The following is a 17,958-nucleotide window of genomic DNA, read 5'->3' on the forward strand; positions in this document are numbered from 1 at the left end:
CTGGTCGATCTGTACCGCGCACTGGGCGGCGGGTGGATCCAGCGTGCAGGCGAAGCGCCGCGCGCGCCGGATGCGCCGGTCGACTACGACAAGGCGGTCGCGCCGGCGCCTGCGTCGGCGACGAACGGGTAACATGCGGTAATCCTGCCTGCGTGTGGTCGCTTCGCGCGCAGGCAGGACGTTGTTAGTCCTGTCGCAAGCCGGCCGTTACGAACGATGCGAAGCGTAACGAAGGAAACGTAAGGCTCGTCCATGATTGTTGGTCCGTAAGTGCGCGGTAACCTCGCGTGGGAATGCTGCGGCGGTCCACGCGGGACACGCGTCTACATCTGCAGCGGGCGCGAAATCCAGGGGCCGGGCGCCGTCGAGCACGACGCGTACGGACTAACCGTGCAGATTCTCGTTTCGCCCAATCGATGATCATCCCTCTCCGGTAGCCTGTCGCCCGGCCGCCAAATCCCCGCTCATTTCGCCCAACTCAGGCTCATTTGCTGTTGGACGGTCTTTGTAACGATTAGTTATACGAAATTCGAACTCGTCTGATTGGTTCTTTTTTCTCGTCCGTGCAAATTGTGCATGCAGCATTTCTCACCCATTGTCGAGAAAGGAAATCCGGATGAAGAGCGAGCAGACTGCACCGACCCGTCTTTTTGCCACCATCGGCGCGCTCACTGAGCGCGGTGGGCGGGTAACCGAGGCTACGAGCGGCCTCACAGTCGCCGGGCTTGTCGTTGCCCGTGTTGGCGATGTCGTCACTTACGAGGATGGCAGCGAGGCCGTCATCGTGGATGGTGCAGGCGAATATGCGATTTGCAGCGACAAGCCGTTTGCGCTGGTGGGTAGCAGGTTGAGCAACGGCGATCGTATCGTCGAAACGCTTCAGCGGTTGTCGGGAATTCACGTACCGGTTGGCGAAACGGCCGGAGGGTTGTTTAACGAGGATTATGCGCCGCCGCCTGCACTGCCGCGATACAGGTTGGCTGTACGAGGAGCCACGACCGCGCGAGGCGGTGCATTGCGCGAAGCTACCGGCACGTGGGACACCGGCGTTGGGCTTGGCAAGGCTGGCGTCGTGGGTGATCAAATTCACTACGCAGACGGTTCGACCGCGCGAATCATAAGCGGTCTTGGGCTGGTGGATAACGGACACTTCCAGTCGCTGGCTTTCGTCGGTAGCGAACTGGATAACGGCGACGTCATTACCGATAGCCCTGAGCGTGATGGTCTGGTATCCGCTAACGCCTTCACCGTGGCGAAGCGTCCAACCGTTGTGCATCGAGGCGAGACCTCATGATTCGTTATTTCCTTGCCAAAGGGGATCAGGGCGGCAGCGCCACGATTACAGAAGGATTGGAGGACGTAACCTGTTCCAATCCACCGCCGCGCGTGCAAATCGCAACGCTGTACATGAAGACGTACTGCACGGCATGCAAGCAGGAAGGGTTTGTCGCCCCGGTGGGTCCACGCTGGCCGGGCACAGGGCCAAACGGCAAGCCGTGGGCGTTGAGTGGTGATATCAACGTCTGCGATTGCAAGCCGCCACCGGTTTTCTATGCCGAGCGCGGCATGAAGATGACCTTTGCCGCAGACGAGGTGGCGCGGTTGACGGGCAAGCATGGCTTAGGCGTCGCCCCGGTAAGAAGAGGCACGGCAGTCCACGATCAGCAGTTCGTTATTCGCAACAAGAAGTCCAGGAAACCTGTTGTGGGCGTGCGGTATTGGATCACAGATTGCCGTGGCGGCGTGCTGGCTTCAGGGATTACCGATGAGCAGGGGCATACCGTGCGAGTGATCACGCCGGAGGCCGAATCGGTAAAGCTCGAGGTCATCGGAGAAACAGAATGAGTGACGGCGATCGTGTGGAGATTGCAGAGGCGATGACGGACACGAAAGAAGGTTCGTTGATCGAGGCATTGATATCGAACGGGCCACCCATCTGCCCAAACATGACTGATGCGGAATTTCGCCGTATGGTTCTAACGTTACGCGATAGAGCCGTACAAATGATTGATGTACGGCTCGTAGACTTGCGCAAGTGGGGGGCGGTCGAACGTCAGCGCGTCGCAACGTGGTTTGGCTCAAGCGATGAAACGATTCGGCAACGTCTGACAGTCGGCCTCGCACGAGTAAGTCGGGTGATGCGCGATCTCAAGCCTGGAAATTTTGTTCGCCAATCAGAGGAGCTTGATCGATATCTTGGTTGTACGCCGAATAACAAGGACCCTGATGGTGCCGTCGCGCATGTTTGCGCCCCGGACACCGCTACACATACTATTTGTATCCACGAGAATTTTTGTGGGATGCGCCCCACATCCAGTGCAAAGGACTCGATGTTGTCGACACTGATTCATGAGTGCACTCACTTCTCCGACACTTTTGGCGCTCAGGATCATCAATATTCCATGCGCAAGTGCTTGGTCTTGGCTCGGACGCGCCCCGATCTCGCAATCGATAATGCGGATAGCATTGCCGGGTATCTTATCTATGAGGATTAGAGGCGGTGTGGCGGCGCGATCCTGGTTGAATCTGATTGGGTCCGACGGAAAATTGATATGGGCATGTATCGCACTCGCATTTTTCTCGGCAGGGACATTCGCCTGCTCCCCAGTCCATACGCTTGATGTTTCGTTTGAAAGAGATTCTGCCAAGGTGTCCGGCGATGAGCTCACAAGGGTGGCCAATTGGGCGATAGACCTTCAACTCAAATATCCCAATCTCGATCGTACGTCTGTCGGTGGCCTTGCCGAAGCTGACGAAAGACAGCCGCACGTGCTGGCTCAACAACGCGCGGAAAGTATCAAGGGGCTTCTAGTCACATTGGGGCTTGGTCGAGCACCTATCGACGTCGACGCCAGGCTTTATAAGTCGCATCATTTGAGCGGTGTGCCGGATAATGGCCGACGAGTAGAAATCGACTTCCTTCCCGGTTGCCCGCATGAATGTCCTTGCCAAGTGAAATGAGGCCTTGGCCGCGAGCCGCCGCGCAGTGCTGCACATTTTGATGGTGTGCAGCAACCCCTTGCGCACCATGCGGTAAGCGCCGGCCGCCACAAGCCGACGCGTGCTTGGTGTCCGTCATCGCACACCGCACTTCGCACGATCGCTCCGTGCGTCCCCGCCTTTCGCCGCCCCCGCAAAGCAAAACGCCACGGCATGCCGTGGCGTTTTTCGTTATCGATTCTCCGCGCGGACGCTCGCCGCGAGGCGATCAGTGATGCACGTCAGCGGGCCGCCCGTCGAAATCGTGCCCCGCGCGCCGAATCTCGCAGCGCGCATCCTTTTCGCCTTTCACGCCGTTGAACACGATGTTCAGGATCACGGCGCTGGCCGACGCCAGCAGGATGCCGCTGTGCAGGATCGGCGCGAGCGCGGGCGGCAGCTTCGAGAAGAAGTGCGGCGACACGACCGGAACGAGGCCCATGCCGACGCTCACGGCGACGATGAACAGGTTGTGCGAGTTGTTCACGAAGTCGACCTTCGACAGCACCTTGATGCCGTTCGCGGCGACCATCCCGAACATCACGATGCCCGCGCCGCCGAGCACGAACGGCGGCACCGACGCGACGACCTGCGCCATCTTCGGGAACAGCCCGAGCAGCACGAGGATCACACCGCCAGTCGCGCACACGAAGCGGCTCTTCACGCCCGTCACGCCGATCAGGCCGACGTTCTGCGAGAACGACGTATGCGGAAACGAGTTGAAGATGCCGCCGATCAGCGTGCCGAGGCCGTCGACGCGCAGGCCGCGCACGAGGCGCTCCTGGTTGACCGGGCGATCGACCATGTCGCCGACCGCGAGGAACATGCCGGTCGATTCGATGAACGTGACGAACATCACCGTGACCATCGTCACGATCGACAGCGGGTCGAAGTGCGGCCAGCCGAAGTGGAACGGCATCACGAAGCCGACCCACGGTGCTAGCGACACGCCTTCCGTGTTCACGCGGCCGATCGCGAACGCGATCACGAAGCCGGCGACGATGCCGAGCAGCACCGAGATGTTCGCGATGAAGCCGCGGCCGAACTTGTTGATCAGCAGGATCAGCGTGAGCACGAGCAACGACAGGCCGAGATAGACGGGGCTGCCGTACTCGGGGTTGCCGACGCCGCCGGCCGCCCAGTTGATGCCGACTTCCATCAGCGACAGCCCGATCACCGCGATCACCGTGCCGACCACCACGGGCGGGAAGAACCGCAACAGCTTGCCGATCGTCGGCGCGAGCACGATGCCGATGATGCCGGCCGCGATGGTCGAACCGAAGATGTCGAGAATGCCGAGGCCCGGGTTCGTGCCGATCGCGATCATCGGACCGACGGCCGCGAACGTGCAGCCCATGATGACCGGCAGGCGGATCCCGAAGATCCACAGGCCGAGCGTCTGGATCAGCGTGGCGATGCCGCACGAAAACAGATCGGCGCTGATCAGGAACGCGATCTGGTCTTTCGGCAGCTTGAGCGCCGCGCCGACGATAAGCGGCACGGCGACGGCGCCGGCGTACATGACGAGGACGTGTTGCAGGCCAAGCGTTACCAGCTTGCCGGTCGGCAGCACCTCATCGCACGGATGGACCGTGTTCGATTGCATCTGTCTCACTCCATGATCTTGTTTTCGGGGTGATACGAAGTTATTCGGAATGAATCCATGCAACAAGAGCACTGGGTTCTATTCCGTTCTTTGCTGGTTCGATATGCCATTTCGGTATGGAACAGGGGGACGATCATCGGGAAACTGCCGCGGGAGTGAGGTGTGCCGGTTTTATAGCGCTTCAAAATAGCGCCGGCCCCCCTGTCAAATATGGGGTGCTTTATGGTGTGTATCGGGCGGGCAGCATAGTGGCAAAAAGCGGTGTTCGGAAATCGTGCCGGGTTAACCCGCGAACGGCCGCTTTTGCGTGCAAGGTGCAGCCCGGTGGAACGCGCCGGCCCGACCCCACGGTCGATGCGTCGACGCGGCGGCAAAAAGCGCGGTGCGCATCGCGATCCCGTTATCATCGACATCCGTTCATTCGAATCCCTCTTAGCTCATGCGCCTGCTCGGAATCGACCTCGGCACCGGCTCCGTCAAACTCGTCACGCTCGATGCCGACGGCGTCGAGCGGGCCGTCGCGAGCGAACCTTACGGGTTGTCGTCGCCGCAGCCCGGCTGGGCGGAAATCGCGCCCGACGCGTGGTGGCAGGCGCTCGTGCGCGCGGCCGCGCGGCTGCCGGGCGACGAGCGTGCGCAGGTCGCGGCGATCGGCTTTTCGGGCCAGATGCATGGCGTCGTGCTGATCGACGCGGCCGGCCAGCCGGTGCGGCCCGCGCTGCTGTGGCCCGACACACGCGCGGTGCGCGAGGCGGACGCGGCCGACTGGCCTGCCGCCGGATGGCCCGTCGCCGGATTACCCGTCGCCGGATTACCCGTCGTCCCGAACCCCGTCGCGCCCGGCATGGCCGGCCCGCTGTTGCGCTGGCTGGCGGCGCACGAACCCGACGCGCTACGCGCCGCGCGCTGGGCCGTGCAGCCGAAGGACTGGCTGCGCATCGCGCTCGGTGGCGACGTGGCGGCCGATCCGAGCGACGCGTGCGCAACGGCGCTCGCGACGCCCGACGGCGCGTGGGACACTGCATTGATCGACACGCTCGGCCTGCCGGCCGACCGCTTCGCGCCGGTTCGCGCGTCCACCGCGCGCTGCGGCATGCTCGGCGCGCAGGCCGCCGCCGCGCTCGGCCTGCCGGCAGGCGTGCCGCTCGCGACGGGCGCGGCCGACACCGCATGCGCGGCGCTCGGCAGCGGGCTGGCCGCGGCAGGCGATGCGTTGCTGACGACCGGCAGCGGCGGGCAGATCGTCGTGCTCGCGGATGCGTTGCCGCCCGCGCGGCGCGGCTTGCATCGCTATCGTGCGGCGACGGGCGGCGGCTATTACACGATGGCGGCGATGCAGAACGTCGGGCTCGCGCTCGAAGCCGTGCGCGGCTGGCTCGGCTACGCGCAATGGGCCGATGCGTATGACGACGCGTTCGCGCAGCCGGCGTCCGAGCGGCTGTGCTTCCTGCCGTACCTGACCGGCGAGCGTTCGCCGTGGATGAACCCCGATGCGCGCGGCGGCTGGCTCGGCCTCGGGCTCGGCGACACGCGCGGCGCGATGATGCGCGCCGCGTTCGAGGGCGTCGCGTTCGCGTTGCGCGCGGGGCTCGATGCGATCCGCGATGCCGATCGCCGTGACGCGGTGACGACGCTGCGTCTCGCGGGCGGCGGCTCGGTCGATCCGCGCTGGCGCCAGTTGCTCGCCGATGCGCTCGGCGCGTCGCTGCACGCGATCGATTGCCCGAACGCCGCGACGCGCGGCGCCGCCTTGCTCGCGGGCGTCGCGATCGGGCATTGGCGTGAAGACGCGTTGCGCGCGCTGGCGCCGGCTGCTGCGCCGGTCGCGGCACCGCACGACGACCGCCTGCTGGCCGTACGCCACGCGCGCTTCGTCGATCTGTATGCCCGCACGGATGCATGGTTCACGACGGGCGTTTAAACTCGACCACTTGTTCTTTTGCGCCAGCGATGACGCATCCTGGCAAGCCGGCGACCGTTTCGCGCACGCGATGCGCGGCGGGAGCGGCCATCATGGCGAGCACGATATTCTTGCGCCGTGCCGCGCGGCACGGCTTCGACCGCCTTGCATGAAACCCGGGCTGGCGCCGCACGCCGGCCCGGGCCGATCTCACCGACACACAGAGGAGTGACACGATGAAAACGAAAGCCGCGATTGCATGGAAGGCCGGTGCGCCGCTGACGATCGAGGAAGTCGATCTCGAAGGGCCGCGCGCCGGCGAAGTGCTGATCGAAGTGAAGGCGACGGGCATCTGCCATACCGACTACTACACGCTGTCGGGCGCCGATCCGGAAGGGATCTTCCCGGCGATCCTCGGCCATGAAGGCGCGGGCGTGGTGGTCGACGTCGGCCCCGGCGTCGGCACCGTGAGAAAGGGCGACCACGTGATTCCGCTCTACACGCCCGAATGCCGCGAGTGCAAGTTCTGCCTGTCGCGCAAGACCAACCTGTGCCAGAAGATCCGCGCGACGCAGGGCAAGGGCCTGATGCCGGACGCGACGTCGCGCTTCTCGCTCGACGGCAAGCCGCTGTTCCACTACATGGGCACGTCGACGTTCTCGAACTACATCGTCGTGCCGGAGATCGCGGTCGCGAAGGTGCGCGAGGACGCGCCGTTCGACAAGATCTGCTACATCGGCTGCGGCGTGACGACGGGCGTCGGCGCGGTCGTGTACTCGGCGAAGGTCGAGGCCGGCGCGAACGTGGTCGTATTCGGCCTCGGCGGGATCGGCCTGAACGTGATCCAGGGCGCGAAGATGGTCGGCGCGGACAAGATCATCGGCGTGGACATCAACCCGAAGCGCGTCGAGCTCGCGAAGAAGTTCGGGATGACGCACTTCATCAACCCGAACGAAGTCGAGAACGTCGTCGACCACATCGTGCAGCTGACCGACGGCGGCGCCGACTATTCGTTCGAATGCGTCGGCAACGTGAAGCTGATGCGCCAGGCGCTCGAATGCACGCACAAGGGCTGGGGCCAGTCGTTCATCATCGGCGTCGCGGCAGCGGGCGAGGAAATCAGCACGCGTCCGTTCCAGCTGGTGACGGGCCGCGAATGGAAGGGCTCGGCGTTCGGCGGCGCGCGCGGGCGCACCGACGTGCCGAAGATCGTCGACTGGTACATGGAAGGCAAGATCAACATCGACGACCTGATCACGCATACGCTGCCGCTCGAGCGGATCAACGAAGGCTTCGACCTGATGAAGGCCGGCGAGTCGATCCGCTCGGTCGTGCTGTACTGACCGGGAGCGCATCGCCATGCTCGAACTCGTTTCCTCGCATGCGTGCCACGGCGGCGAGCAGCGTTTCTACCGTCACGATTCGGCGGCCATCGGCCTGCCGATGAAGTTCTCGGTGTACGTGCCGCCGCAGGCCGCGCAGGGGCGCCTGCCGGCGCTGTTCTATCTCGCGGGGCTCACGTGCACCGACGAGACGTTCGCGATCAAGGCCGGCGCGCAGCAATACGCGGCGCAGCACGGCATCGCGCTCGTGATGCCCGATACGAGCCCGCGCGGCGCGGGCGTGCCGGGCGAGACCGATGCGTGGGACTTCGGCGTTGGCGCGGGTTTCTACGTCGATGCGACCGAAGCGCCGTGGTCCACGCATTACCGGATGGAGTCGTACGTGACGGGTGAGCTGCGCGAACTCGTCACGGCCGAGCTGCCGATCGACGGCGCACGGCTCGGCATCTTCGGGCACTCGATGGGCGGGCACGGTGCGCTGACGCTCGCGTTGCGTCATCCGGGCCTGTATCGGTCGGTGTCGGCGTTCGCGCCGATCGCCGCGCCGACGCGCTGCCCGTGGGGCGAGAAGGCGTTCTCCGGTTATCTCGGCGCCGATCGCGACGCGTGGAAGGCGCACGACGCGAGCGAGCTGGTCGCGCGCGCCGATGCGCCGAAGTTCGCGGAAGGCATTCTCATCGACCAGGGGCTGGCCGATCAATTCCTCGCGAACCAGCTGAACCCCGACGTGTTCGAGGCCGCGTGCGCGAAGGCCGGCCAGCCGCTGACGCTGCGCCGCCATCCGGGCTACGACCACGGTTACTACTTCATCTCGACGTTCATCGCCGATCACGTCGCGCATCATGCGCGTGTGCTTGCGAGGTGAGCAGCCTCTGACGCCACGTCGTTGCGCTTCAGCGGGCGACGTGGCTGTCATCCTTCGTTACGCTTCCAACGGGGGGCGGCCGCCCGAAAAAATCACACGCTGCCGCAAATTCGTACTCGTTCTATAGGATATCAAATCGATTCGCCGAATAATGATCGACGATTTAATCGTGGTGAAGTTTATTCGAGCGAGGCTTTGACCTGAATGGATGACATGGTTTGCGAGGTGTCAAACAACTCCCCTAGCTGGGGGCTAATTAATCTGTTTGCGTGGAAACTCGTGCCCGAGCGATGGAATGGCGGCATCAAATACATCCAGGCGTTCAAGGATGCATGGGTCATGCACAACAAGTCGCATATCCGGGCAGCAGCGGGGCGAAACTTTCTGCCGCCGGAAATGCTCGCGGGCGTATGTTGGATCGAGGTGGGCGGGGACCCAGAATTCATCGATCGCATGGCATTCGAAGTGCGCACGTTCGACTGGAGCGGTCCGCTATTCGTCGACAAGCATCTGACGCTTACGCGCCATCCGGCAATGACGTCGTTCGGTCCGGTCAGCATGCAGCTTCGCACGGCAGCGCAAACGCTGGGAATGGACCCTTCGGCAATGTCGGCGTCGCAATTCCGGAGTTTGGCGCACTGCCTTCAACGCGATGTCTTCAATATCGACGTCGTTGCACGACATCTCCGCCAATTGGCGTTGCGCGATGGATTCCAGTATCCGTTTTCGATGGATCAGATTCGCATCATCGGCGCCCGCTACAATCGAGGAAGCGGATTATCTCTCGATCAGATCAAGCAAAATACCAGTTACGGTAATTTCATCGCTACGCATTGGTCGCGTTTCACCCGGCTCGTGCAGTAATATTCAGGGCGCGAATATGACTCGTCTCTTCCGCTTTGCCATTCACGTCGCATGCGTAATCGGCTTGCTCGTCGTTGTCGCGATCGCCGGAAACAAGTACGCATGGATGCACGAAGTCGACCCATCCGTCACGATCGGAGCGATTCGGGACGAAGCGGGCGACCGGGCGCTTGTCGCCTATGTACTGCTGATCGCCGTCGCGGCTGCTCAGGTTGTGCTGCTCGCGAGATCCGCAGCCGCAGGTGCCAAACCGTGGATCGGGCTGTTGATGCTCGCGGCAACGGGCATATGTGCGTGGCACGCCATCACATGACGCCGTCTGTCGACATGTCCGTCGTCATGCCCTGCGCAGCAGGCTCGCCCCATATACGAGCGCCGACAGCGCCGTAATCCAGAAACTCGTCGGCCAGTCGGTGTGATACGCGAGCACGATGCCGGCCCACGCTTCGAATAGCGCGAACAGCGCGGCGAGCAGCACGCCCGTCGACAGCCGCGTCGACACGTTCTGCGCGGCCGCGGCCGGCCCGACCAGCAGCGTGAACACGAGCAGCACGCCGACGATCTGCGTCGCCGCGGCCACTGCGAGCGCGCACACCGCGAGGAACAGCATCGACACCGTGCGCAGCGACACGCCCTTCGCTTCGGCGAGTTCGGGCTGCAGCGACGCGAACAGCAGCGGCCGCGCGATCAGCGCGAGCGCGGCGAGGCTCACGGCCCCGATGCCCGCGAGCACCGCGAGCGTGTCGTGACTGACCGCGAGCACGTTGCCGAACAGCAGCGCGGTGACCTGCGTCGCGAACGACGTGTAGAAGTGCAGGAACAGCAGGCCGAAGCCGAGCGCGCCGGACAGGATCACGCCGATCGCGACGTCGCGGCCCGCGAGCTTTTCGCCGAGCGCGCCCATGCCGATCCCGGCCGCGAGCGTGAAGCCGACCATCCCCCAGATCGGCGAGATGCCGAGCAGTACCGCGCCCGTCGCGCCGGTGAAGCCGACGTGCGACAGCGCATGGCCGGCGAAGGTCTGCCCGCGCAGCACCAGGAAATAGCCGACGATGCCCGCGAGCACCGCGACGATCCCCGACGCGGCGAACGCGTTGATCATGAAGTCGTATTCAAACATCGTGCGAATGCCCGGGATGAGCGTGTCCGTGGTGGTGATGGCCGTGGCCGCCGCCACCGCCGTGCGAATGGCCGTCGTCGTCCTCGTGTTCGTGATCGTGCTTTTCGATTTCGACGTCGCCGGACATCACGAAGATCTTGCCGTTCACGCGCATCACGTCGATCGGCGATCCGTAGAGCCGCGACAGCACGGGCTTCGTGATCACCTCGTCGACGGTGCCGAGCGCCGCGACGCCGTTGCCGAGATACAGCACGCGGTCGAGCGCGTTCAGCAGCGGATTCAGTTCGTGCGCGGAGAACAGCACGGTGATGCCGAGCTCGCGCTGCACGTTGCGCACGAGCTCGACGACGCCGCGCTGGTGGTTCGGGTCGAGGCTGATCAGCGGCTCGTCGAGCAGCAGCAGCTTCGGGTTGCCGAGCAGGCATTGCGCGAGCAGCAGCCGTTGGCGCTCGCCACCCGACAGTTCGGACAGCGGCCGGCGCGCGAGCGACGGGCCGCCGACGAGATCGAGCACGCGATCGACGTCGCGGCGCGTGGCCGCGTTCGGGTGCGGCAAGCCCCAGCGATGGCCGTCGGCGGCCATCGCGACGAAATCGTAGCCGCGCATCCGGCGGTTCGCGAGGCCGCTTCTGATCTGCGGCATGTAGCCGATCGACGCGTTGCCGCGCACGACCGGCACGCCGCCGACCGACAGCGTGCCGGCCGACACGGGGACGAGGCCGAGCACCGCGCGCATCAGCGTCGTCTTGCCCGCGCCGTTCGGCCCGAGCACGCCGACGAATTCGCCGGGCTCGATCGAGAAGCTGACGTCGCGCAGGATCGTGCGGCCGCCCAGTTCGAGCGTGACGCGATCGAGGGCGAGGGCGTGGGGAGTGGCGGTCATGTCGTGACGGTCGTCTATTACTTACTTGCCGGATGAAAGCGCGCTGCCGAGCGCGTCGAGCTGGCCGATCATCCATTGCTGGAAGGTCTTGCCGGCCGGCTGCGTTTCGGTGACGCTGACGGTCGGCACGCCGCCGTCGCGTGCGATCTTCAGCATGCGCTTGGTCATCGGCTCTTCGGCCTGGCTGTTGTAGATCAGTGCGCGCACCTGCTTCTTGCGCAGGTCGCCCTCGAACGCGGCGACGTCCTGCGCGCTCGCCTCGGTGTCGTTCATCGTCGCGAGCTGGAAGCGCTGGTTGCGCATGTCGAGGCCGATCGCGTCCGACATGTAGCCGAACACGGGCTCGGTGGCCGTCACCGGCACGCCCTTGTACTTCGCGCGCAGCGCGGCGACCTTGTCGTCGACGGGCTTCAGCGACGCGACGAACTTTTGCAGGTTCGCCTCGTACTCGGCCTGGTTCGCCGGGTCGGCGCGGCCGAGTTCGGCCGCGATCGCGCGTGCGGCGGCCGGCATCGTCGCCGGGTCGTACCACAGGTGCGGGTTGTCGCCGGCCTTCTTGCCGACGAGATCGGCGACGACGATCGTCGCGCGCTTCGCCTGCTTCGATGCGCCGAGCAGCTTGCCCATCCACGGATCGTAGTCGGCGCCGTTGTAGATCACGACCTGCGCGTGCTGCAGCGCGCGGGCCGTCTTCGGGCTCGCTTCGAACAGGTGCGGATCCTGGTCCGGATTGCTGAGGATGCTCGTCACCGCGACATGGCTGCCGCCGATCTGCGACGCGACGTCGCCGTAGAAATTCTCGGCGGCCACGACGTTGACGGTCGCGGCCTGCGCGAACGCAGGCGCCGCGAGCGACAGGGCGGCGGCAGCGGCGGTGAGCCAGCGGACAGGCGACAGGGCGCGCCGCGGCGCGCGCTTCAGGGCAATGGACATGAAACTCCTCGATGGAAGGCGCGGCACGGGCGCCGCGCGATGCGCGTCAGCGTTGTGCGGGCTTGCGCTTGCAGTGCCCGCACAGGCCGCTCAGCTCGACGACCTGGTGGTGGACTTCGAAACCGTGCGCGGGCTCGCTCGCGGACAACTGCTTCGCGAGGTCGCCGCCGGGAATCTCGACGGTGTCGCCGCACGAATCGCAGATCAGGAACTGGCCTTCGTGCGGCACGCCGATCTCGCAGCACGCGAGGAACGCGTTCTTCGATTCGATCCGGTGGATGAAGCCGTGCTCGACGAGAAAATCCAGCGCGCGATAGACGGTCGTGGGCGGCACGCGGCCGCGCTGCGGCTCGAGTTCGGCGAGCAGGTCGTACGCGCCGATCGGGCGCTGCGCAGCCAGCACGCGTTCGTAGACCTGGCGGCGCAGCGGCGTCCACGCGAGCCCGTGCTCGGCGGCGAATGCGTCGGCCCGGGACAGCCGGGCGTCGATGGGCGATGAGGTAGCCATGGCGTGAAGCAGGGCGATGAAACACAGTATCGCGATGATATAACGTATCGCTGCGCCGTGCAGTGCCAATTCCGTTTTCCGTCCTTCCTCCATCCCCGTCAGCATCGATGCCACTGCGCCGCACCGTGCGCTTCTTGCCTTGCAGCGCGGGCGCGGCGGGATGCAGCCGTGCGCCGTCGTGCCGCAGCGCGTCATAGAAAGCCGTCGCGTCGTCTTGACAGCGCGTATCGCGTATCCGATCATTCGATCACTAACAGAGCAATTGATCGGTCGGAGAGCGTTCGCTCACCTCGCGACCGTCGTGCAGCAAGAACGAACCGGAGACAGCCAGTGAGACTGGAACACAAGGTCGCGATCCTGACGGGCGCCGCAAGCGGCATCGGCGAAGCGGTCGCGCAACGCTATCTGGACGAGGGCGCGCGCTGCGTGCTCGTCGACGTGAAGCCGGCAGGCGGTTCGCTCGCGCGGCTGATCGAGTCCAACCCCGGCCGCGCGGTGGCCGTCACGGCCGACGTCACGCGCCGCGACGACATCGAGCGGATCGTCGCGACGGCGGTCGAGCGCTTCGGCGGCGTCGACATCCTGTTCAACAACGCGGCGCTGTTCGACATGCGCCCGCTCCTCGACGAATCGTGGGACGTGTTCGACCGGTTGTTCTCGGTCAACGTGAAAGGGCTGTTCTTCCTGATGCAGGCCGTCGCGCAGCGGATGGTCGAGCAGGGGCGCGGCGGCAAGATCGTCAACATGTCGTCGCAGGCCGGCCGTCGCGGCGAGGCGCTCGTTTCGCACTACTGCGCGACCAAGGCCGCGGTGATCAGCTATACGCAGTCGGCCGCGCTGGCGCTCGCGCCACACCGGATCAACGTGAACGGCATCGCGCCTGGCGTGGTCGACACGCCGATGTGGGAGCAGGTCGATGCGCTGTTCGCACGCTACGAGAACCGGCCGCTCGGCGAGAAGAAGCGGCTCGTCGGCGAAGCGGTGCCGCTCGGGCGCATGGGCGTGCCGGGCGACCTGACGGGCGCCGCGCTGTTCCTCGCGTCGGCCGACGCCGACTACATCACCGCCCAGACGCTGAACGTCGACGGCGGCAACTGGATGAGCTGAAAATGTTGCCGCTCGCACGCGCCACCTGCCGGCCGGCCCGCGACGCGGCGGCCGCCGTCGACCGAGGAGGGCTCGCCTGATGGCCGAGATCGTCGTCGCCGGCGAACTGCTGGCGGAATTCGTCGCCGCCGAGCGCGGCCAGGGTTTCGATACGCCCGGCCTGTTCGAAGGACCGTTCCCGAGCGGCGCGCCGGCGATCTTCGCCGATCAGGCCGCGCGGCTCGGCGCGCGCGTCGCATATGCGGGCTGTGTCGGCCGCGACGCGTTCGGCGATGCGATCGTCGCGCGGCTCGCCCGCGACGGCGTCGACGTCGCGCGCATTCGCCGCGTCGCGCGCCCGACCGGCACCGCATTCGTCGCGTATCGCGACGACGGTTCGCGCAGTTTCGTGTTCACGCTTTCGACCAGTGCGGCCGCGTGCGTCGATGCGTCCGACGTCGACACCGCGATGTTCGACGGCTGCCGCTATTTCCACGTGATGGGCTCGTCGCTGACGAGCGAATCGGCGATCGCGGCCGTGCAGCGCGGCGTGATCGAGGCCGCGCGCGCGGGCGCCAAGGTGTCGTTCGATCCGAACGTGCGGCCCGAAATGCTGAGCTTCCGCCCGATGCGCGCGGCGCTCGACGAGATGCTCGCCGCGTGTCACCTGTTCCTGCCGAGCGAAGCCGACCTGCCGTTCTTCTGCGGGCCGCAGCCGGCCGAGCGCGCGATCGCGGGCCTGCTCGCGACGCATCCGCTGCTCGAGCGCGTCGTGCTCAAGCGCGGCGCGCAAGGCAGCGTCGCGTTCGATCGCGCGAACCGGGCCGAAGCGCCGGCCTTTCCGGTCGACGAAGTCGATCCGACCGGCGCCGGCGACTGCTTCGGCGGCACGCTGGTCGCGAGCCTCGTCGCGGGCCTGGCCGTCGACGTCGCGCTGCGCCGCGCGAACGCGGCCGGTGCGATCGCGGTCACGCGGCGCGGCCCGATGGAAGGCAACAGCAGCGCGGCCGAGATCGACCGTTTCCTGACCGAACGAGGTATCGCATGTCCGGCCTGACGACCGTTGCCGAGCGCACGCGCACCGCGCACGCGGACACCGTGCTGCGGATGATCTTCGACGCGAACCGCGCGGACGCGCAGCGCGGCATCTATTCGATCTGCAGCGCGCACCGGCTCGTGCTGGAGGCCGCGTGCGAAGCCGCGCGAGCCGACGGCTCGCCGCTGCTGATCGAGGCGACCTGCAATCAGGTGAACCATCTCGGCGGCTATACGGGCATGACGCCCGCCGATTTTCGTCGCGACGTCGATGAGATCGCCGCACGCTGCGGGCTCGCGCCGTCGGCGCTCGTGCTTGGCGGCGACCATCTCGGCCCGAACCCGTGGAGGCACCGCCGCGCGGCCGACGCGATGCGTGAAGCGGCCACGATGATCGCGGCCTACGTCGAAGCCGGTTTCGAAAAGATCCATCTCGATGCGAGCATGGCGTGCGCGGACGATCCGGCGCGGCTCGACGATCGCACGATCGCCGCGCGCGCGGCCGAGCTGTGCCGCGTCGCGGAAGACGCGGCGGCGCGCGCCGGGATCGCGCCCGTCTACGTGATCGGCACGGAGGTGCCGACGCCGGGCGGCGAAGTGAGCGGCGAGGCTGGTAACGACGCGAGCGGCGACGCGATTGCGCAGATCGCGGTCACGCGCAGCGACAGCATCGCGGCGACGCTCGACGCGCACCGCCGCGCGTTCGCGGCGGCCGGGCTCGACGATGCGTGGACGCGCGTCGTCGCGATCGTCGCGCAGCCGGGCGTCGACTTCGACGATCGCCACGTGCTCGACTACGACAGCGCGAAGGCGGCGTCGCTCGGCGCGAGTATCCTGCAGACACCGCGCCTCGTATTCGAAGCGCATTCGACCGATTATCAGACCGAAGCCGCGCTCGCCGCGCTCGTGCGCGACCACTTCGCGGTGCTGAAGGTCGGCCCCGCGCTGACGTTCGCGCTGCGCGAGGCGCTGTTCGCGCTGACGTACATCGAGGACGCGCTGATCGACGACGTCGCGCAGCGCTCGCGGTTGCGCGACGTCGTCGACGCGGCGATGCGCGCGCAGCCCGAGCACTGGGCGCCGTACTACCGCGGCGACGAGACCGCGCAGCGGCTCGCGCGCCAGTTCAGCTACAGCGACCGCATCCGCTATTACTGGCTGCAGCCGGCCGTCGCGGCCGCGGTCGAGCAACTGTTCGACAACCTCGCGCGGCAGCCGGTGCCGGAGACGCTCGTCGCGCAGTGGCTGCCGGACGTCTACGCGGCGTGCCGCGCGGGCGGCCTCGCGAAGGAGCCGCGCGCATGGGTGCGCCACCGGATACGCGACGTGATCGCGCACTATGCGCGCGCGTGCGGGATGCAGCGGCCGGCATGACGGACCGCGAAGGAAGCGACGCAACACCACGCAAGACCGACGACATTTCGAACAATCACAGGAGACATGCCATGCAACGAAAGATGCTCGACGCCGCCGCACGCTGTTTCGCCGGAGCCGCGCTCGCGACGGCGGCCTGCGCGGCGTCCGCCGGCACGCTGACGATCGCGACGCTGAACAATCCCGACATGATCGAGTTGAAGAAGCTGTCGCCGGCGTTCGAGAAGGCGAACCCCGACATCAAGCTGAACTGGGTGATCCTCGAGGAGAACGTGCTGCGCCAGCGCGCGACGACCGACATCACGACCGGCAGCGGCCAGTTCGACGTGATGGCGATCGGCACCTACGAAACGCCGCAGTGGGGCAAGCGCGGCTGGCTCGCGCCGATCACGGGCCTGCCCGCCGACTACGACCTGAACGACATCGTGAAGACCGCGCGCGACAGCCTGTCGTACAACGGCCAGCTGTACGCGCTGCCGTTCTACGTCGAAAGCTCGATGACGTTCTACCGCAAGGACCTGTTCGCGGCGAAGGGGCTGAAGATGCCCGACCAGCCGACCTACGACCAGATCGCCGAATTCGCGGACAAGCTGACCGACAAGTCGAAGGGCACCTACGGGATCTGCCTGCGCGGCAAGGCCGGCTGGGGCGAGAACATGGCGTACGTGTCGACGGTCGTGAACACGTTCGGCGGGCGGTGGTTCGACGAGAACTGGAATGCGCAGCTCACGTCGCCCGAATGGAAGAAGGCGATCAATTTCTACGTGAACCTGCTGAAGAAGAACGGCCCGCCGGGCGCGAGCTCGAACGGCTTCAACGAGAACCTGACGCTGACCGCGTCCGGCAAGTGCGCGATGTGGATCGACGCGACGGTCGCGGCCGGGATGCTCTACAACAAGCAGCAGTCGCAGGTGGCCGACAAGATCGGCTTCGCGGCGGCGCCGGTCGCCGCGACGCCGAAGGGCTCGCACTGGCTGTGGGCGTGGGCGCTGGCCGTGCCGAAGACGTCGAAGCAGCAGGACGCCGCGCGCAAGTTCATCGCGTGGGCGACGTCGAAGCAGTACATCGAGATGGTCGGCAAGGACGAGGGCTGGGCGTCGGTGCCGCCGGGCACGCGCACGTCGACGTATCAGCGCGCCGAGTACAAGGCCGCCGCGCCGTTCTCGGACTTCGTGCTGAAGGCGATCGAGACGGCCGACCCGAACGATCCGTCGCTGAAGAAGGTGCCGTACACGGGCGTGCAGTACGTCGGGATTCCTGAATTCCAGTCGTTCGGCACGGTGGTCGGCCAGTCGATCGCGGGCGCGGTCGCGGGCCAGATGTCGGTCGACCAGGCGCTCGCCGCGGGCCAGGCCGCCGCCGACCGCGCAGTGCGGCAGGCAGGCTACAAGAAGTAACGCGCAAGCCGTCGCGCGGCCCGCGTCGTGCGCCATCGCACACGGCGCGGGCCGGCGAGGCCGAC

18 protein-coding genes are annotated in these 17,958 nt (G+C 66.1%); 13 read left to right on the forward strand and 5 right to left on the reverse strand.

The genetic code is table 11. The annotated features are described in order from the left end of the window. Positions 1 to 616: 616 nt before the first annotated feature. From J8I35_RS16845 to J8I35_RS16860, 4 genes are read left to right on the forward strand one after another with little or no spacing between them, the layout of a single operon-like run. A complete protein-coding gene (locus J8I35_RS16845; protein WP_209926256.1) occupies positions 617 to 1,294 on the forward strand; it encodes a PAAR domain-containing protein in 678 nt (225 codons plus the stop codon). Continuing rightward, complete coding sequence (locus J8I35_RS16850; RefSeq protein WP_124557327.1) at positions 1,291 to 1,845, forward strand: hypothetical protein; 555 nt, start codon at positions 1,291 to 1,293, stop codon at positions 1,843 to 1,845. Before J8I35_RS16845 ends, J8I35_RS16850 begins: the two co-directional genes overlap by 4 nt. Next, positions 1,842 to 2,495, forward strand: a complete 654-nt coding sequence (locus J8I35_RS16855; protein WP_209926259.1) for a M35 family metallo-endopeptidase — start codon at positions 1,842 to 1,844, stop codon at positions 2,493 to 2,495. Before J8I35_RS16850 ends, J8I35_RS16855 begins: the two co-directional genes overlap by 4 nt. A gap of 25 nt (positions 2,496 to 2,520) precedes the next feature. Next, the gene (locus J8I35_RS16860; protein ID WP_209926262.1) at positions 2,521 to 2,961 is read left to right on the forward strand and encodes a hypothetical protein; all 441 of its coding nucleotides are present in this window, start codon (positions 2,521 to 2,523) and stop codon (positions 2,959 to 2,961) included. 247 nt (positions 2,962 to 3,208) lie between these two features. On the opposite strand, the gene J8I35_RS16865 is transcribed toward J8I35_RS16860, so the two are convergent. Continuing rightward, positions 3,209 to 4,585 carry a nucleobase:cation symporter-2 family protein gene (locus J8I35_RS16865; protein ID WP_050016976.1) on the reverse strand — a complete coding sequence of 459 codons (1,377 nt, stop codon included), beginning with the start codon at positions 4,583 to 4,585 and terminating at the stop codon, positions 3,209 to 3,211. 439 nt (positions 4,586 to 5,024) lie between these two features. On the opposite strand from J8I35_RS16865, the gene J8I35_RS16870 reads away from it, so the two are divergent. From J8I35_RS16870 to J8I35_RS16890, 5 genes are all read left to right on the forward strand, one after another. After that, positions 5,025 to 6,506, forward strand: coding sequence for an FGGY family carbohydrate kinase (locus J8I35_RS16870; protein WP_209926270.1), 1,482 nt, complete (start codon positions 5,025 to 5,027; stop codon positions 6,504 to 6,506). A gap of 215 nt (positions 6,507 to 6,721) precedes the next feature. Then, positions 6,722 to 7,828, forward strand: coding sequence for an S-(hydroxymethyl)glutathione dehydrogenase/class III alcohol dehydrogenase (locus tag J8I35_RS16875; RefSeq protein ID WP_006483756.1), 1,107 nt, complete (start codon positions 6,722 to 6,724; stop codon positions 7,826 to 7,828). A gap of 16 nt (positions 7,829 to 7,844) precedes the next feature. Next, complete coding sequence (gene fghA / locus J8I35_RS16880; protein WP_209926272.1) at positions 7,845 to 8,693, forward strand: S-formylglutathione hydrolase; 849 nt, start codon at positions 7,845 to 7,847, stop codon at positions 8,691 to 8,693. A gap of 204 nt (positions 8,694 to 8,897) precedes the next feature. After that, positions 8,898 to 9,557: a hypothetical protein gene (locus J8I35_RS16885; RefSeq protein WP_209926274.1), complete on the forward strand. Its 660-nt coding sequence runs from the start codon at positions 8,898 to 8,900 to the stop codon at positions 9,555 to 9,557. 16 nt (positions 9,558 to 9,573) lie between these two features. Continuing rightward, a complete protein-coding gene (locus J8I35_RS16890; RefSeq protein ID WP_209926275.1) occupies positions 9,574 to 9,870 on the forward strand; it encodes a hypothetical protein in 297 nt (98 codons plus the stop codon). Between the two features lie 24 nt (positions 9,871 to 9,894). Here the strand turns inward: J8I35_RS16890 and J8I35_RS16895 are convergent, their stop codons facing one another. From J8I35_RS16895 to J8I35_RS16910, 4 genes are read right to left on the reverse strand one after another with little or no spacing between them, the layout of a single operon-like run. Beyond that, positions 9,895 to 10,677: a metal ABC transporter permease gene (locus tag J8I35_RS16895; protein WP_089435841.1), complete on the reverse strand. Its 783-nt coding sequence runs from the start codon at positions 10,675 to 10,677 to the stop codon at positions 9,895 to 9,897. Continuing rightward, positions 10,670 to 11,560 carry an ABC transporter ATP-binding protein gene (locus J8I35_RS16900; RefSeq protein ID WP_209926277.1) on the reverse strand — a complete coding sequence of 297 codons (891 nt, stop codon included), beginning with the start codon at positions 11,558 to 11,560 and terminating at the stop codon, positions 10,670 to 10,672. Before J8I35_RS16900 ends, J8I35_RS16895 begins: the two co-directional genes overlap by 8 nt. Positions 11,561 to 11,581: 21 nt before the next feature. Then, the gene (locus J8I35_RS16905; RefSeq protein ID WP_209926279.1) at positions 11,582 to 12,493 is read right to left on the reverse strand and encodes a metal ABC transporter solute-binding protein; all 912 of its coding nucleotides are present in this window, start codon (positions 12,491 to 12,493) and stop codon (positions 11,582 to 11,584) included. Between the two features lie 46 nt (positions 12,494 to 12,539). Continuing rightward, positions 12,540 to 13,001, reverse strand: coding sequence for a Fur family transcriptional regulator (locus tag J8I35_RS16910; protein WP_209926281.1), 462 nt, complete (start codon positions 12,999 to 13,001; stop codon positions 12,540 to 12,542). Between the two features lie 330 nt (positions 13,002 to 13,331). Here J8I35_RS16910 and J8I35_RS16915 point away from each other — a divergent pair, with 330 nt between their 5' ends. The 4 genes from J8I35_RS16915 to J8I35_RS16930 all read left to right on the forward strand — a co-directional run bounded on the left by J8I35_RS16915 (position 13,332) and on the right by J8I35_RS16930 (position 17,893). Continuing rightward, positions 13,332 to 14,108: an L-iditol 2-dehydrogenase gene (locus tag J8I35_RS16915; RefSeq protein WP_050016989.1), complete on the forward strand. Its 777-nt coding sequence runs from the start codon at positions 13,332 to 13,334 to the stop codon at positions 14,106 to 14,108. A gap of 79 nt (positions 14,109 to 14,187) precedes the next feature. Next, positions 14,188 to 15,144 carry a sugar kinase gene (locus tag J8I35_RS16920; RefSeq protein ID WP_050016991.1) on the forward strand — a complete coding sequence of 319 codons (957 nt, stop codon included), beginning with the start codon at positions 14,188 to 14,190 and terminating at the stop codon, positions 15,142 to 15,144. Then, positions 15,132 to 16,496: a D-tagatose-bisphosphate aldolase, class II, non-catalytic subunit gene (locus J8I35_RS16925; RefSeq protein ID WP_209926288.1), complete on the forward strand. Its 1,365-nt coding sequence runs from the start codon at positions 15,132 to 15,134 to the stop codon at positions 16,494 to 16,496. The genes J8I35_RS16920 and J8I35_RS16925 overlap by 13 nt, the downstream gene beginning before the upstream one ends. Positions 16,497 to 16,567: 71 nt before the next feature. Continuing rightward, positions 16,568 to 17,893, forward strand: a complete 1,326-nt coding sequence (locus tag J8I35_RS16930; protein ID WP_006477974.1) for a sugar ABC transporter substrate-binding protein — start codon at positions 16,568 to 16,570, stop codon at positions 17,891 to 17,893. Positions 17,894 to 17,958 lie beyond the last annotated feature (65 nt).

Source organism: Burkholderia sp. CpTa8-5 (genome assembly GCF_017815045.1).
GTDB classification, from domain to species: Bacteria; Pseudomonadota; Gammaproteobacteria; order Burkholderiales; family Burkholderiaceae; genus Burkholderia; species Burkholderia sola.